Below are 15,661 nucleotides of genomic sequence, written 5' to 3' on the forward strand. Positions count from 1 at the left end.
TGGGAGATGTATGAAAAAGTTGTTATTTATCTCGATGTTAGCAGCTGGTTTTTTTGCGGTGCAGCCTGCTTATGCAACAACGGACTGCTCACAAGGTAATAATGTTCAGGAAGTTTATTCCTGTGCCCAAAAAAACAGAAATGAAACTGAGCTTGATTTAAATAAAGAATATAAACTTGCTAAAGGAAGAGTTGAAACACTTTTTAAAGGTGATGATAAAGAGTTAAGTCAATATATGGATACGTTGACTGAAGCTCAGCGAGCCTGGCTGAAATATCGAGAGAATGACTGTAAGCTGGCATCTTATGCTGCAGATAAGGGAAGTGATTTAAGTAACGCTAACGTCAATATGTGCACTTCAGAACTTAATGAGCAAAGAATTAAAAAACTTAAGTTACTACCTTATCATTGATAGTGAAAGTACTGTTGACAGTGTTGAAATTTGCATGCCGTGAAAAAATTAAGCGTTATATGATTTCTTAAAATTATTTATCAGCCCCGATAAAGTCGGGGTTGATAAAAATTTGGTTTGTATTAAAACGGCTGAGAAAAGTATGAAGAGACTACATAAATTAGCTCTAATCGCTGTCTCTCTTTGCATAAGCGCTTCAGCATTTGCTGAAGATACCTGTGCAAAACAGCCATCAGACGGTGCATTGTTTCAGTGTACTGTTCAGCAGAAGAAGCTGGCGGAAGATGACCTGAACAAAGCGTACCAGACAGCTAAAAAACGCATTGTACAGATGTACGGCACGCAGAAAAAACTGGCTGATGACTATGTCGCCACGCTGGTGGATACGCAGCGCAGCTGGCTCAGGTATCGTGACGGTCAGTGCAAACTGGAAGCCTTTGCCGCTGAAGAAGGCAGCAATGCGAATGCGGTTGCCACCAGCCTCTGTGTTATCCGCATCGACAAAGAGCGTACTGCTATTCTGAAGCAACTGCCTTACTGATTACGTTGTCGTGCTCAGTCTTTACAGAATGGGCACGACATTAATTATAAAATAACTCTCTGCATTACGCTGTAATCGCGTTTATTAAATTCAGGTAAGTAATATTTTGTTAATTATATTCCTGCGGATTACGCACTGTTGATTTGTATGGAAGCTAAATTCGAGTCTATTTTTATTTTTATCCCATCGTTCATTGGGATTAATTTTTTTCGCAATAATCTTATTTAAAAAAGCTGCCTAACCGCTCTGTTTAAATAGGTAAGTCAGCCCAGCGATAATATAAAAACCCAACCCCACTATTAAAAACTCACCGCTCCCTATACCCCGCGTCTTTCCCCGAAAGGTGCGCGGTATAGATGCCGAACCGCTAACCGCAGGAATCCGTTATGCGCTTTACGATAATAACGACTAAACCCGGCCAACAGCCGCCGCAAACTCATTGTGATTTCTTTCCGCCCGGCGGCACCATTGGTCGCGGCGTGGATAACAATCTGGTGCTGCCGGATGACGACCGAACGCTCTCCCGGCTGCAGGCCATTGTGCACATCACCGCGAACGGTGAATGTCGTCTGACTAACCGTGGCAATGTGACGCGCGTGCTGCTCAACGATATTCCGCTGGAACGCGGTCGTCAGGTTGAGCTGCAGGATGGGGACATTCTGGGCATCGATGATTATCAGCTGCTGGTCAGCGATCTCAATAGTGCGCAGCAGCCGCAGGCTGAAAGGGCGGTTCCGCGTCCGGAGCCGGTCCAGCCCGCCGCGGCTCCTCGTGAACCGGTAGCCGAAAAAGCCAGTACCACCGCCGCTATCCCCAGCGAAATCTGGGACAGCCTGGCGAAAGAGTTCTCGATTTCCGACGATCTCTCTAAACGCAAAGCCGCGCCAGAGATGCCGGATGCCCATCCGCTGACCGCGCCCGCCATGCCAGATCGGAATCCGGAAGATCCACTGGCACAGCTAATCAATGATGCGCCGCTGGATTATGGTCAGCAGCCCAAAAACAGCAGCCTGTTTGATGACGGTGATGCGCTCTTTGCGCAGCAGAGTATTTTTGACGACCGTACGCCGAGCACGCTGGCGGCTCAGCCGCACACTACGCCAAAGCAGGCTGAGGCGCCTACTGCGGAACTGGATCCACTGAGCCTGTTCGACGGCGAGAGCAGTGCGGATGTGCGCAACCATGATGATCCATTAGGACTGATGATGGGGAACGCGGTGCCGCTGGCGCAGCCGGAGCCAGCGAAACCGGCGGCGCTGCATGTGCCGCCTCAGCCAGAGACAAAGCCTGAGCCGGTTGCCCCACGCTCACCTGAGCAGGCTTCCGTCAGCCTGAACGAAATGGATCACTCTCCGCTATTTAGCGGCATCGACTTACCCGTTGATGACCAGCCTCATAGTGAATCCCCGCGCCAGACGCTGCTGGCGGATGAGGCAGAGTCCGGTCAGACAGACGCTGTTAATCCGCAAAACGACTACGGCGGCATTACGCTGCCGACACCGCAGGCGGTGCAGCGTACTCCTTCTCCGACGCCAAAAGGGCGGCTGCGCATTGATCCGGTTGCCTCGGGTCACCAGCATGCCGCCGCCGTGCAGCCCTCCACCTCCAGCCAGAGCAGCGGCGAGGCCCTGAAAGGCGAACTGCTGGACGCGCTGCTGGAAGGGATGGGCCTTCGCGATCTGCAGCCGACGCCGCAGTTTGACCGCGAGCAGATGCTGCAGTTTGGTCAGATGCTCAGTATGTTCTCGCAGGGTACGGTCGCGCTGCTCTCGTCGCGCTCGATCCTTAAGCGCGGCGTCAAGGCCGACATGACGGTGATCCTCGACGACGCCAACAACCCGTTCAAGCTGCTGCCATCGGGCAAAACCGTATTAATGCAGATGTTCGGCAGCCGGATGCCGGGCTTTATGCCACCGCGTCAGGCGGTGCGGGATGCGCTGATCGATTTGCAGGCGCACCAGCTGGGCATGATCGCCGGTATCCGCGCCATCATCGCCTCGATGCTGCAATCCTTTAATCCCGAGCAGCTGGAAGAGGAGGCGCGTCAGGCGGGGTCGGTTTCCCGTATCGGCCTGCCGGGTAGCCGTAAAGCGGCGCTGTGGGAGCATTTTGTTGAGCGCTACGGCGAGACAGCGGGCGAGATCGAAGACGATTTCCACACCCTGTTTGGCGAAGCGTTTCTGCACGCCTATGACCTGGAAGTTAATCAGTACAAAGACTCACAAACCCACACGGATGACGCATGAATATCACTATTGCCTCGACGTCGAACCAGGGCGATCGCGCCAGTAATCAGGATCAGATCGGTGATGTCATCGGTAAGCGCTCCGCCTGCTTTGTGGTGTGCGACGGTGTGGCCGGGTTTCCCGGCGGCGATAGGGCGGCCGCCATCGCCCGCAGCAGCCTGCTGGAAGCGTTTGATGGGGATGCGCATCTCAATGCGCAGTCGATTCGCAACTACGTCAATCACGCGAATCACGCTATCCGGCAGCAGCAGAAAGCCAGCAGCGAGCACAGCCGGATGGGCACCACGCTGGTCAGCCTGTTCATCGACCGCGACTACCATCTTGCCTGCTGGGCCCATGCCGGTGACAGTCGCCTTTATCTGTTCCGCCGCGGCTATCTCTATCTGGTCACCACTGACCACAGCCTGGTACAGCAGATGAAAGATGCCGGACATCGTACCGAAGGCATCAACAGCAATCTGCTCTATTTTGCACTGGGAATGGGTGATGAGCAGCGCGACGCCAGCTACAGCGACGTGGTCGGGATTGAGGATGGCGATGCCTTTCTGCTCTGCACCGATGGTTTCTGGCACGGCGTGACGCTGGAGCAGATGCAGCAGTCACTGCACATGGTGAATACGCCGGAAGAGTGGCTGACGCTGATGCAGCAAATCATCAAAAACGATCAGTCAGATCAGGGGCAGCAGGATAATTTCAGCGCACTGGCCGTCTGGATTGGATCGCCCCAGGACACCACTTTGCTGCACTCGCTCTCTGAAGCGGCGCAGTTCTTCCCTCTGCGAGATTGAGAACGCCAACATGAAATATGGATTACTGGGTCTGGCTGCGCTGCTGCTCAGCACGCACGCTTATGCTGAAAACTATCGCATCGTTCAGTCCCCGGCTCAGAAACTGGATGTCTGGATTGATGACGTCAAAAACAATCAGCTGTCGAGCTGGTGTAACAGCACCATTAACCTGCGCATCGTCACGCTGGGTGAGAAAAACGCGTCGGTGCTGAAAGAGTTTCTGCCACGGGTGGCTGGCCTGATGGCGTCGCAGTGTAAACCGCTGCAGCAGTTGCACTGGCAGCTGACCGATACAGCGGGCAGTGAAATCGCTACCGGCAGTGCCGCCCGGGCGCAGCAGTGGAAGACCGTGGTGACGCCGCCCGCGCCGCCAGCACAGCAACAGCCAGCCACGGCTGCCGTGCCCGCGGACCCATTGGTCAATGCCGCCCAGGCGGATACCTCGCCATGGCTGCAGTTCAGCCTGCTCGACGGCTGCCATTTCCGCACCTGGTGGCAGCATCCGGCGCAGGGTAGCGCAATGTTTGTGCCGGCTAAGCAAGGGCTGGTCTGCGGTTCCGATGGCTGGCTCAGCGGACACAGTCGTCTGACGCAGCAGGGCAACGGCGCACCGGCAACCGTCGGCGTGACCTTCCTGCAGGGCTTCCCGGTGATGGGGCTGAACAGTCAGTCGCCCACCGCCGAACTGCACATCACCACGGTTAATAGCGAGCGCATGGTGCTGAGTAACGAGAAATCCCCGGACAGCTGGCTGGTTCTGCCGTTCAGCAACCGCTTTAACGGCTGGCAGGCGACCCGTCAGGTGGTGGTGCTGATGCCCGCCAGTGAAGCCGCTGATGAGAGTGCTTTGCAGGCACGTCTGCAGGAAGTCCGTAAAGTCTGGTCACCGTGGGTCAGTGGCAATACCACGCTGAGCGTGCAGCTGGTGGAAAAACTGCACCCTGAACTGAAAGATCCCGCCGCTGCGGTTTATCGCACCCTTAACTGACGCAAAAGGAGTTTGCATGGAATCCTTACAACATCATCTTGCGAACGCCACGCTCAGCGAGACGCTGGCTGACGTTACCCGCCAGATTCAGGCCAATCCGGCGAACGCCGATCTGCGCGCCGCCTTTGTGCAGCTGCTCTGTCTGGCGGGCAACTGGTCGCGTGCGCAGACGCAGCTGCAATCCTGGCTGGCGTTAAGCCCGCAGGCGCAACCTACCGTCAATCTGTTGCAGCAGGCGATTGCCGGTGAGCTGCAGCGTGACGCCGTGCTGCGTGGCGTGGCACAGCCGGTGCTGCCGGGCAGCGCGTGGCACTGGTGCGATACGCTGCTGGCCGCGTTGCAGGCCGAAACCGCGGGCGATGTCGCGCGCGGCAGCGCACTGCGTGCTGACGCGCTGGAGCGTGCGGCCGCCAATCCCGGCACCGCGACTCAGCAGGATCAGCCGACCGCCTTCAGCTGGCTGATGGATGGTGACAGCCGTTTTGGGCCGGTGTGTGAAGTGATCAATCAGGGCCGTTATTACTGGATCCCGTTCGCCGCCATTCGTGAGATGCAGTTCCAGGCACCCGCCAGCGTCACCGATCTGGTGTGGCGTCATACGCGGGTGCAGCTGGTGGATGGCAGCGAGCAGGTGTGTCAGATCCCGGCGCGCTATCCGCTGCTGGCGGGTGCGGATGAGCGTTTTCTGCGTGCCAGCGTTACCGAATGGCAGCCGCTGAGCGACGACCCGGACCAGTTTATCGGCCAGGGACAAAAAATGTGGCTCAGCGACAGCGCAGAGTTCTCGCTGCTGAGCCTGCAGCAGGTCGCGTTTGATAATACAGAGTCTGCCGATGAGTCATGATTCCGGCGCACACAATGATGGCTATGCCCAGCTGCATGGCGGCTTTCGCGCGCGCAAAAAGCGCGATGCCCTAACCGCCCGCGACAAGCTGCAATCCTCATTGCTGGATCGCCTGACCGACAACGCGCCGGACAGGCAGCAGGAGGCGGAAAACAGCATGCTGATCAGCCACAGCACGCTGCGCCGCCACGTCCTGCGCGATCTGCAGTGGCTGTTCAACACCATTAATAACGAAGCGCAGCAGGACCTCAGCGGCTTCGGTCAGGTGCAGCGCTCGGTCTGGAACTTCGGCGTTGCGCCGCTGGCCGGGCAGAACGTCTCCGATATCGAATGGCAGGATATGCAGCGCAAAATGACCAACGCCATTCTGCACTTCGAGCCGCGCATTCTGCCGCAGGGACTCCAGGTGCGCTGCGTCAGCGATCTCGGCTCGCTTAGTCTGCACAACGTGCTGTCGATTGAGATCAAAGGGCGGCTCTGGTGCGTGCCTTATCCGCTGGCGTTTCTGTTCCGCACTCAGGTTGATCTGGAGAGCGGCCATTTCGAACTTCAGGATGCAGGGTAATCATGGACAGCAATCTGCTCGACTATTACAACCGTGAACTGGCTTACTTGCGCGAGATGGGGGCGGAGTTCGCGACGCGTTACCCTAAAGTGGCGGGACGTCTCGGCATGCATGGCATCGACGTGGCAGATCCCTACGTCGAGCGACTGATGGAAGGATTCGCCTTCCTGACGTCGCGCGTGCAGCTGAAGATGGATGCGGAGTTTCCGCGCTTCTCGCAGCGTCTGCTGGAGATGATTGCGCCATCCTATCTCTCACCAACCCCGTCAATGGCGATCGCTCAGCTGACGCCGGACAGCCGCAAGGGTGACATCACCCAGGGCTTTCGCGTGCCGCGCGGCACCATGATGGAGAGCCAGAACCTGAAAAAAACCGGGGTGACCTGCAGCTACACTACCGCGCACGATGTGATACTGCATCCGCTGCGCATCAGCGAAGTCACTCTCGGCGGCGTGCCCGGCGATCTGCCCTCCGGCGAACTTAAATTGGGTGGTCTGGGGGCGGTCAGTGCGCTGCGTATCCGCATCACGTGTGAAGGGATCTCCTCGCTCAGTCAGCTCAGTGTGGATGACCTGATGCTGTTTCTCAGCGGCCCGGATATCCAGGCGCTGAAACTGCTGGAGCTGCTGATGCAGCACCGGGTGGGCATCGTGCTGCAGTCCGCAGAGCAGCGGCCACAGCGTCAGGTGCTGACGGATGAGGCCCTGCAGCAGGAGGGCTTTGCGCCGGAGCAGGCGCTGCTGCCAGACGATCTGCGCAACTTCGACGGTTATCGTCTGTTGCAGGAATATTTCGCCTTTCCGGCACGTTTCCAGTTTATCAGCCTGAGTCAGCTCGGCCCGTTCCTGCGCCGCTGTGACAACGCCACCGCATTCGACATCATCATCCTGCTCGACAAAGCGGACAGCGCGCTGGAAAGCGTGGTCGATAGCACACATCTGGCGCTGCACTGCACGCCGGTTATCAATCTGTTCCCGAAAACCGCCGAGCGCCTGAAGGTCAGCGACAGCCAGCATGAATATCATCTGGTGGTGGATAACATCCGGCCACTGGATTACGAAGTGCATTCGGTGCAGCGGCTGTTCGCCACCGTAGAAGGCCAGCGGGAAGAGCAGGTTTTCCGTCCGTTCTGGAGCACCTTCAGCGGTGACCAGGGTGACTACGGCGCTTACTTCTCGCTGCGCCGCGAACAGCGCACCCTGTCTGAGCAGGCGCAGCGCTACGGCACGCGCACCGGTTACATCGGTTCCGAAGTGTTTCTGTCGCTGGTGGATGAACATCACGCGCCGTGGCGCGATGACGTGCGCTATCTCTCCGCCGAGGTGATGTGTACCAGCCGCGATCTGCCGCTGATGCTGCAGCAGGATCAGGGCAACTTCGTGATGCCGGACTCCATTCCGGTGTCGGAACTGAAACTGTGCAAAGGGCCGACGCCGCCACGTCCGGCACTGGCCGAGGGCCTTTCTGCCTGGCGGCTGATCAGCCATCTGCAGATGAACTACCTCAGCCTGATGGACAGCAGCGACGGGGAAGGCGCGGCCGCCCTGCGCCAGTTGCTGAGCCTCTACGCCAACCTCGCGGAAGCGCCGGTTGCCCGCCAGATTGACGGTATCCGCCATTGTACGCTCAGCGCGGTCAACCGCCGCGTGCCGGAGCCGGGTCCGGTGGTGTTTGCGCGCGGCGTCAGCATCACGCTGGAAGTGGATGAGCAGGCGTTTTCGGGTGCCAGCCCGTGGCTGTTCGGCAGCGTACTGGAGCGGGTCTGTGGCCGCCTCGTGGCGCTCAACAGCTTCACGGAGTTCACCCTTAACAGCCAGCAGCGCGGCGAAGTGGGCTACTGGCCGCCGCGCATGGGCAGGAAAGCGCTGATATGAGTGGCGAAAAAGTGATTTCGCTGCCGCGGCTGACCCGACTGCCGGATGATTTCTGGCAAAAAGTGATGGCCGCGCCGTGGCGCTACGATCTGTTCCAGCTGCTGCGGCGGCTGGATGCGCAGGGCGGTCAGCGCTATCCGCTGGGCCGTGCGCCGCTGCCGAAGTTCGAATCGGTACGCATCGGTCAGACGCCATCACTGGCGTTTGCGCCCGCCACCGTCGCCAGCGCCATGCCACGTGAGGAGGCGGGACGCCATGAGCTGTCGATCTACAGCTTCGGTCTGTTTGGCCCCAATGGGCCGCTGCCGACCCATCTGACTGAATATGTGCATGAACGTATCGTGCATCATCAGGATCACAGCCTGTCGGCGTTTGCTGACCTGTTTCACCATCGCGCTACGCTGCTTTTTTATCGTGCCTGGGCCGATGCGCAGCCGACCGTATCGCTGGATCGCCCCGACGACAGTCGCTTCCTGAACTATCTCGCCTGCCTGGCGGGCATCGGTTTACCGGCCCAGCAGCAGGCCAGCTCGCTCAGCCTTCATGCCCGACTGATGCTGGTGGGTCACCTCAGCCGCCACGGCCACGATGCCGAAGGGCTGGTGCGCATTCTGCGCCACTACTTTGGCGTGCCGGTCCGGCTGACGCAGAACCTGCCGCACTGGCTGACGCTGGACAGTCGCGATCAGGCCCGGCTGGGCGCGGGACGTCACATGCCCCGGCTGGGCGCTTCTGCATTTCTCGGCGTGGCGGTGCGCGACGTGCAGCACCGTTTTCGCCTGCACCTGGGCCCGCTCAGCGCCGCGCAGTATGCCCGTTTTCTGCCGGATGCCCCCGGCGCGCAGGAAGTGCGCGACTGGGTGCGTCACTACCTCGGCATCGAAATGCAGTGGGATCTCAGCCTGATCCTGGCCGCTGACGAGGTGCAGGGCGTGGCACTGGGCGGCACTGCCCGACTTGGTTACAACAGCTGGCTGGGGCAGATGCCGCAGCCGCAGGATCGAGAAGATTTTATGTTTGAGGTTGAGGCGGCTTCGCGCTAGCCCAGCCGCTTTCCCTGTTACACAGCCTGCGTCTTTCATTGAAGAGAGCCCCCTATGTCAGAAATCAGCCGTGCCGTGCTATTCGGCAAACTGGATACGCTGTTATTTACCTCGCTGGAAAGCGCCACCGCCTTTTGCAAACTGCGCGGCAATCCCTATGTCGAGCTGGTGCACTGGCTGCATCAGCTGATGCAGCAGCAGGATGGCGACTTACAGCAGGTCATCACACATTTTTCACTGGATGAAAAGGCCCTGACTCAGGACATCGTTGCCGCGCTGGATCGCCTGCCGCGCGGTGCCAGTGCGGTCTCCGACCTCTCTGAGCATATCGACAGCGCCGTCGAGCGGGCGTGGGTTTACGCCTCGCTCAAATATGGTGCGACCCGCATTCGCGGCGGCCATCTGCTGATCGGCATGCTGAAAACCTTCAACCTGGCCAGCGTGCTGAAGGGCATCTCCGGCCAGTTCAGCCGCGTCAACGCCGATGCGCTGCTGGCGGAGTTCGACACGCTGCTTAGCAACAGCAAAGAAGCCCAGCAGGCGCTGAGCGCACCGGCGGATGCCGCTGGCGCACCCCCTGCGGCCGGTAGCAGCACGCTGGAGCAGTACGGGCAGGACCTCACTGCGCGCGCGCGTGAAGGCCGCATCGATCCAGTGACCGGGCGTGACGATGAGATCCGCCAGATGGTCGATATCCTGATGCGTCGTCGCCAGAACAACCCGCTGCTGACCGGTGAAGCGGGCGTCGGCAAAACCGCGGTGGTCGAGGGCCTTGCGCTGCGTATCGCGGCGGGCGATGTCCCTGCGCCGCTGCGCGATGTGCAGCTCTGGCTGCTGGATATCGGCCTGCTGCAGGCGGGTGCCGGGATGAAAGGGGAGTTTGAAGCGCGACTGCAGGCGCTGATCAATGAGGTGCAGTCCAGCCCGACGCCGATTGTGCTGTTTGTGGATGAGATCCACACCCTGGTCGGCGCAGGTGGTCAGCAGGGCACAGGCGATGCCGCCAACCTGCTGAAACCGGCGCTGGCGCGCGGCCAGCTGCGCACCATCGGCGCGACCACCTGGGCCGAATACAAAAAGTACATCGAGAAAGATCCGGCGCTGACCCGTCGCTTCCAGACCGTGCAGGTGCAGGAGCCGGATGAAGCCAAAGCGATTCTGATGCTGCGCAGCACCGTCAGCGCGCTGGAGAAACATCATCGGGTGCTGCTGCTGGATGATGCGGTCAGTGCGGCGGTGAAACTGTCGCATCGCTACATTCCGGCGCGCCAGCTGCCGGACAAAGCCGTGGCGCTGCTGGATACCGCCTGCGCCCGCGTGGCGGTCAGCCAGGGTGCGCAGCCCGCGGCGCTGGAAGATTGCCTGCACCGTCTGGCCGCGCTGGAGATTGAAGCGGAGATCATTGACCGCGAAATCCGGGTGGGTCTGGGCGATGTGACCCGACAGCAGGCGATTACCGCAGAGCGAACGGGGCTGGAAGCCGAACGCGATGCGCTGCAACAGCGCTGGCTGCAGGAGCGCGAACTGGTCGAGACGCTGATTGCGCTGCGCGCCCGCTGTGTGACCGAAGAGGATGCGGCGCTGCGTGAACAGCGTGATGCAACGCAGCAGCAACTCACTGCGCTGCAGGGCGACACGCCGCTGCTCTTTGCCGCCGTCGATGCGGGCGTGGTCGCCGCCGTGGTCTCTGACTGGACCGGTATTCCGCTGGGCCGGATGGTGAAGAATGAGATCGACGCCGTGCTGAACCTGGCTGACACTCTGAACCAGCGCGTTATCGGCCAGCGTCACGGCCTGGAGCTGATCGCGAAACGGGTTCGCACCACGCGCGCTCGTCTCGATAACCCCAACAAACCGGCGGGCGTCTTTATGCTGTGCGGGCCTTCCGGCGTCGGCAAAACTGAGACCGCGCTGGCGCTGGCCGAGTCACTGTATGGCGGCGAGCAGAACATCATCACCATCAACATGAGCGAGTTTCAGGAGGCGCACACCGTCTCGACGCTGAAAGGCGCACCGCCGGGCTACGTCGGCTACGGCGAAGGTGGCGTGCTGACCGAAGCCGTTCGCCGTCGTCCCTATAGCGTGGTGCTGCTGGATGAGATTGAGAAAGCCCATCCGGATGTGCATGAGCTGTTCTTCCAGGTGTTTGACAAAGGCTGGATGGAGGATGGCGAAGGCCGCCACATCGATTTCCGCAACACCATCATCATTCTGACCTCAAACGTCGGTACGCAGTTAATCAGCGCGATGTGCGCCGATCCTGAGCTGATGCCCGATCCCGATGCCCTGAGCACCGCGCTGCGTAAGCCGCTGCTGGAGGTGTTCCCGCCTGCGCTGCTGGGCCGTCTGCTGGTGGTGCCGTATTACCCGCTCAGCGATGAAATGCTGGCGGAGATTGTGCGACTGCAGCTGGCGCGCATTGTGCGTCGTCTGGCCGACAACCACGGCATTGAGGCGCAGATCGACGAGTCGGTAGTGAGCCAGATCGTCCAGCGTTGCACCGAAGTCGAGTCGGGCGGTCGCATGGTCGATGCCATCCTTACCAACACGCTGTTGCCGCAGATGAGCCAGATACTGCTGAGCGCCCATGCCCGCGATGAACGCTATCGCCGCGTTGAGGTGCGTTGTGAGCAGGGCGAATTTGTCTGCCAGTTCGCTGTTTAAAGCCCAGTCATCAGAGAGTTTTCGAATATGTCGGAACATGATCAACCCCTGAATGTCCCCAACGCCCTGCCGCTGGGTTACCGCTTCAATGAGTTTGAAATCAAAGAGGTCATCGGCGGTGGCGGCTTTGGCATCGTCTATCGCGCCTGGGATCACCAGCTTGAGCGCGATATCGCCATCAAAGAGTTTATGCCCGCTTCGCTGGCGGTGCGCAGCGATGACCTCAATCTGGTGCTGCGCAGTGAGCGCTTCAGCAAAACCTTTCACGCCGGACTGAACAGCTTTATCCAGGAGGCGCGGCTGCTGGCGCGCTTTAACCATCCGAACCTGCTGCACGTGCTGCGTTTCTGGGTGCAGAACGACACCGCCTACATGGGCACGGTGTTCTACAGCGGCACCACGCTCTCGAACTTCCGCGAACGTCATCCGCAGTCGGTGAATGAGGCGTGGATCCGTCGCATGCTGCCGCCGCTGCTGGGGGCGATTAAAACCATCCATGAAGCGGGCTATCTGCATCGCGATATCTCGCTGGATAACATCCAGATCCAGAGTAGCGGCGAGCCGATCCTGCTGGACTTCGGGTCGGCCCGTAAAACCATCGGCAACCTGTCGGATGAGAGCGAGACCATGCTGCGTCCCGGCTATGCGCCGATTGAGCAGTACAGCGATAACGATGAGAGCGAGCAGGGCGCATGGACTGATATCTACGCGCTGGGCGCGGTGCTGCATACGCTGATTACCGGTGCGCCACCGCCGGTGAGCGTAGTGCGCAGCATCGAAGATAACTACCAGCCGCTGGTGCAGCGTCGTCTGGCGGGCTACTCCACCGCGCTGCTTAGCGCTGTCGATCGCGCGCTGGCGCTGAAACCGGAAGATCGTCCGCAGAGCATTGATGATTTTGCGGTGCTGATGGCGCTGCCGGAACGCGAGCCTGAACCGCTGCTCAGCGCAAAAATGAGCGGGCCGGGCACCATGCTGGTGCCGATTGAAGAGGAGGCGATCATCCCGCCCGCCTCGCCGTTGAAAACGCTGCTGGGACACCGCTTTGCGCTACCGGGCCTGGTGGCCGCGGGTGTGCTGGTCGGCCTGTGCGCCGGTATGCTGATGTCGCGTGGTGATGACCAGACGGCGCTGGCTGAGACCGCGCAAAACAGCACGCCTGCCGTCACCGTCGCGCCGGTTAACCAGCCGGTGGCTGCGCCACCGACGCAGGTTGAGACCCCGCCGGATACGGTTGCCAGTGCCCCGGCTCAGACTTCTGAGCCCGCGCAGACCGCCGCGCGTGACCCTGATCCACAACCGGCACCACCACCCGCGCCGGTTGCTCAGGTCTATATCCGTCTGCAGCAGGGTGAACGCGTTCAGGTGAACGGTCAGCCGCAGGCGCTGGTCCCGGCGGTGAATGGCTTCGCCACGCTGCAGCTGGCACCGGGTAACTACACCTTTGCCATCAGCGGCCAGAGTGGCACCCGCCAGCAGACGCTGAACATCAGCGAAGAAGGCGTCTGGTTGCTCGATCCACACAGTTAATAGTCAGGGATTACTTATGTTCTCACGCATTACTGCACAGCTGCCGGCGGACGGCCTGCTGTTCCACACGCTCACGGGCACCGAGACGCTGTCCCGCCCGTTTGTGCTCACCGCCGAACTGCTGGCCACCGACGCGCGCATTGACCGCCACGCCCTGCTGGGCAAGCCGGTGACCTTTACGCTGCCGACCGATGGCCTGATGAGCGCGCTCAGTCCGCGCTACCTCAACGGCAAAATCACCCGGGTGGCGGTGCGCAGCCAGGAGCTGAGCGGCACCCGCTACGCGGTCTACCAGCTGACGGTCGAGCCGGACCTGTGGCCGATGAAGCGGGACCGCAATCTGCGCATCTTCCAGAGCCAGACGGTGCCGCAGATTGTGCAGACGCTGCTGAAGGAGTACGGGGTCAATGTGGAAACGCGCCTGGCGGGCAGCTACCGGGTGTGGGAGTACTGCGTGCAGTATCAGGAGAGCAGCCTGGACTTCATCAGCCGCCTGATGGAGCTGGAGGGGATTTACTACTTCTTCCGCCACGAGGCGGACAAACACACGCTGGTGCTGTGCGACGCGCCGGACCAGCATCAGGCGTTTCCGGGCTATGAGACCATTGCCTATCACGTCACCCCGTCGGGCGGGGTGGTTACGGAAGAGGGCATCAGCCAGTGGTCACTGGCGGAGAGCGTGACGCCGGGCATCTACAGCACCGACGACTACGACTTCCGCAAGCCGAACGCCTGGATGCTGCAGGCGCGCCAGAACCCGGCGTCGCCGGTGCCGGGCTCGGTGGATGTTTACGACTGGCCGGGCCATTTTGTCGACCACAGCCACGGCGAGTCCTACGCGCGCATCCGTCAGGAGGTATGGCAGGCGGAGCACCACAGCGTCAGCGGGTCGGGCACGGCCACCGGCATCGCGCCGGGCTTTACCTTCTCCATCATCAACTCGCCGCACTTCAGCGACAACGGCGAGTACCTGGTGACCTCGGCGACCTATGACTTTGCCGAGAACAGTTACGCCAGCGGCGATACCGGCGACAGTCGCCACAACATCCATTTCACGGTGCTGCCGTCGTCGGTGACCTACCGCACGCCGCCGGAGACGCCGTGGCCGAAAACGCACGGCCCGCAGACGGCGAAGGTGGTGGGACCCAAAGGCGAATCGATCTGGACCGACCGCTACGGCCGGGTAAAGGTGAAGTTTCACTGGGACCGGCTGGCGAAGGGCGACGACACCAGCTCCTGCTGGGTGCGCGTCTCCAGCGCCTGGGCCGGTCAGGGGTTCGGCGGGGTGCAGATCCCGCGTGTTAACGACGAAGTGGTGGTGGACTTCATCAACGGCGACCCGGATCGTCCGCTGATCATCGGCCGCGTCTACAACGAGGCGAGCATGCCGCCGTGGGCGCTACCGGCGGCAGCGACGCAGATGGGCTTTTTGAGCCGGTCGAAGGATGGCACGGCGGACACCGCGAACGCGCTGAGGTTTGAGGATAAGGCGGGTGAGGAACAGGTCTGGCTGCATGCGGAAAAGAACATGGACACGGAGGTGGAAAACAATGAAACCCACAGTGTTGGCAGCAACCGGACCAAAACCATCGGCGGCAATGAAACCACCGAGGTGAAGAAAAACCGTACTGAAACAGTCGATCAGAATGAAACCATTACCGTTCATCAGAACCGTACTGAGACGGTGGATGGTAATGAAACCATCACCGTGCACAGCAATCGCACCGAAACGGTCGATCAGAATGAGAAAGTGCGGATTGGGCAGAATCAGTCGGTAACGATAAATGGCAATCAGACACTGAAAGTGGATCAGGCGAAAACTGAAACGATTGCTCTGGCGTCAATGCTCAATGTCGGCCTGGCGCAGAACACGAACATCGGAGCCGCCTATGTGCTCAATGTCGGCGCTGGCTGGATGACTAATGTCGGCGCAATGCAGATGCACAATGTCGCTATGAAATATTCGCTCAATGCCGGGCGGGATATCGCACTTTCTGCCGGAACAAATGCAGAGTTCAGTGCTGAAGACAAAATCACCCTGGTATGTGGCGAATCGATGATTGTGCTTGAGCAGAATGGCACCATCACCATCAGCGCGAATAAAATCAAGCTGGTTGGTGAGAAGGTGATTGATATCGACGGAACACAGATAGACATCAACTGATT

At 59.9% G+C, this 15,661-nt stretch carries 12 protein-coding genes; all 12 read left to right on the forward strand.

Annotated elements, in window-relative coordinates; genetic code table 11:
- Window positions 1-10: 10 nt before the first annotated feature.
- The 12 genes from AC6I8J_RS07575 to AC6I8J_RS07630 all read left to right on the forward strand — a co-directional run bounded on the left by AC6I8J_RS07575 (window position 11) and on the right by AC6I8J_RS07630 (window position 15,659).
- The gene (locus tag AC6I8J_RS07575) at window positions 11-412 is read left to right on the forward strand and encodes a lysozyme inhibitor LprI family protein (RefSeq protein ID WP_222924158.1); all 402 of its coding nucleotides are present in this window, start codon (window positions 11-13) and stop codon (window positions 410-412) included.
- A 142-nt stretch (window positions 413-554) separates the two neighbouring features.
- Entirely contained in the window at window positions 555-953 is a 399-nt protein-coding gene (locus tag AC6I8J_RS07580) for a lysozyme inhibitor LprI family protein (RefSeq protein ID WP_497825210.1), read from the forward strand.
- 386 nt (window positions 954-1,339) lie between these two features.
- Entirely contained in the window at window positions 1,340-3,199 is a 1,860-nt protein-coding gene (gene tagH, locus AC6I8J_RS07585; protein ID WP_497825211.1) for a type VI secretion system-associated FHA domain protein TagH, read from the forward strand.
- Complete coding sequence (locus AC6I8J_RS07590; protein WP_013357582.1) at window positions 3,196-3,987, forward strand: PP2C family protein-serine/threonine phosphatase; 792 nt, start codon at window positions 3,196-3,198, stop codon at window positions 3,985-3,987. Before tagH ends, AC6I8J_RS07590 begins: the two co-directional genes overlap by 4 nt.
- Before the next feature lie 10 nt (window positions 3,988-3,997).
- On the forward strand, window positions 3,998-4,975 hold the full coding sequence (locus tag AC6I8J_RS07595) for a hypothetical protein (protein WP_222924155.1): 978 nt from the start codon (window positions 3,998-4,000) through the stop codon (window positions 4,973-4,975).
- Between the two features lie 16 nt (window positions 4,976-4,991).
- Window positions 4,992-5,819 carry a type VI secretion system accessory protein TagJ gene (locus AC6I8J_RS07600; protein ID WP_222924154.1) on the forward strand — a complete coding sequence of 276 codons (828 nt, stop codon included), beginning with the start codon at window positions 4,992-4,994 and terminating at the stop codon, window positions 5,817-5,819.
- Window positions 5,809-6,384, forward strand: a complete 576-nt coding sequence (tssE, locus tag AC6I8J_RS07605; protein WP_161736253.1) for a type VI secretion system baseplate subunit TssE — start codon at window positions 5,809-5,811, stop codon at window positions 6,382-6,384. Before AC6I8J_RS07600 ends, tssE begins: the two co-directional genes overlap by 11 nt.
- Before the next feature lie 2 nt (window positions 6,385-6,386).
- Complete coding sequence (tssF, locus tag AC6I8J_RS07610; protein WP_497825212.1) at window positions 6,387-8,258, forward strand: type VI secretion system baseplate subunit TssF; 1,872 nt, start codon at window positions 6,387-6,389, stop codon at window positions 8,256-8,258.
- Window positions 8,255-9,301 (forward strand): type VI secretion system baseplate subunit TssG, encoded by a 1,047-nt coding sequence (tssG, locus tag AC6I8J_RS07615; protein ID WP_497825213.1) that lies wholly within the window; start codon window positions 8,255-8,257, stop codon window positions 9,299-9,301. The genes tssF and tssG overlap by 4 nt, the downstream gene beginning before the upstream one ends.
- A 54-nt stretch (window positions 9,302-9,355) precedes the next feature.
- Window positions 9,356-11,965: a type VI secretion system ATPase TssH gene (gene tssH / locus AC6I8J_RS07620; protein ID WP_480343630.1), complete on the forward strand. Its 2,610-nt coding sequence runs from the start codon at window positions 9,356-9,358 to the stop codon at window positions 11,963-11,965.
- Window positions 11,966-11,992: 27 nt separating this feature from the next.
- Window positions 11,993-13,495: a serine/threonine protein kinase gene (locus AC6I8J_RS07625; RefSeq protein WP_161736257.1), complete on the forward strand. Its 1,503-nt coding sequence runs from the start codon at window positions 11,993-11,995 to the stop codon at window positions 13,493-13,495.
- Between the two features lie 16 nt (window positions 13,496-13,511).
- Complete coding sequence (locus tag AC6I8J_RS07630) at window positions 13,512-15,659, forward strand: type VI secretion system Vgr family protein (RefSeq protein WP_497825214.1); 2,148 nt, start codon at window positions 13,512-13,514, stop codon at window positions 15,657-15,659.
- Window positions 15,660-15,661: the final 2 nt, after the last annotated feature.

This window comes from Pantoea sp. X-Soil-ISGK-355, from assembly GCF_059730805.1.

What these genes read in the sequence shown, in the direction of transcription:
- AC6I8J_RS07595 (WP_222924155.1), top strand. Translation starts at nt 3,998, where the DNA reads ATGAAATATGGATTACTGGGTCTGGCTGCGCTGCTGCTCAGCACGCAC.
- AC6I8J_RS07600 (WP_222924154.1), top strand. Translation starts at nt 4,992, where the DNA reads ATGGAATCCTTACAACATCATCTTGCGAACGCCACGCTCAGCGAGACG.
- tssF (WP_497825212.1), top strand. Translation starts at nt 6,387, where the DNA reads ATGGACAGCAATCTGCTCGACTATTACAACCGTGAACTGGCTTACTTG.
- tssE (WP_161736253.1), top strand. Translation starts at nt 5,809, where the DNA reads ATGAGTCATGATTCCGGCGCACACAATGATGGCTATGCCCAGCTGCAT.
- AC6I8J_RS07625 (WP_161736257.1), top strand. Translation starts at nt 11,993, where the DNA reads ATGTCGGAACATGATCAACCCCTGAATGTCCCCAACGCCCTGCCGCTG.
- tssH (WP_480343630.1), top strand. Translation starts at nt 9,356, where the DNA reads ATGTCAGAAATCAGCCGTGCCGTGCTATTCGGCAAACTGGATACGCTG.
- AC6I8J_RS07590 (WP_013357582.1), top strand. Translation starts at nt 3,196, where the DNA reads ATGAATATCACTATTGCCTCGACGTCGAACCAGGGCGATCGCGCCAGT.
- AC6I8J_RS07575 (WP_222924158.1), top strand. Translation starts at nt 11, where the DNA reads ATGAAAAAGTTGTTATTTATCTCGATGTTAGCAGCTGGTTTTTTTGCG.
- tssG (WP_497825213.1), top strand. Translation starts at nt 8,255, where the DNA reads ATGAGTGGCGAAAAAGTGATTTCGCTGCCGCGGCTGACCCGACTGCCG.
- AC6I8J_RS07630 (WP_497825214.1), top strand. Translation starts at nt 13,512, where the DNA reads ATGTTCTCACGCATTACTGCACAGCTGCCGGCGGACGGCCTGCTGTTC.
- AC6I8J_RS07580 (WP_497825210.1), top strand. Translation starts at nt 555, where the DNA reads ATGAAGAGACTACATAAATTAGCTCTAATCGCTGTCTCTCTTTGCATA.
- tagH (WP_497825211.1), top strand. Translation starts at nt 1,340, where the DNA reads ATGCGCTTTACGATAATAACGACTAAACCCGGCCAACAGCCGCCGCAA.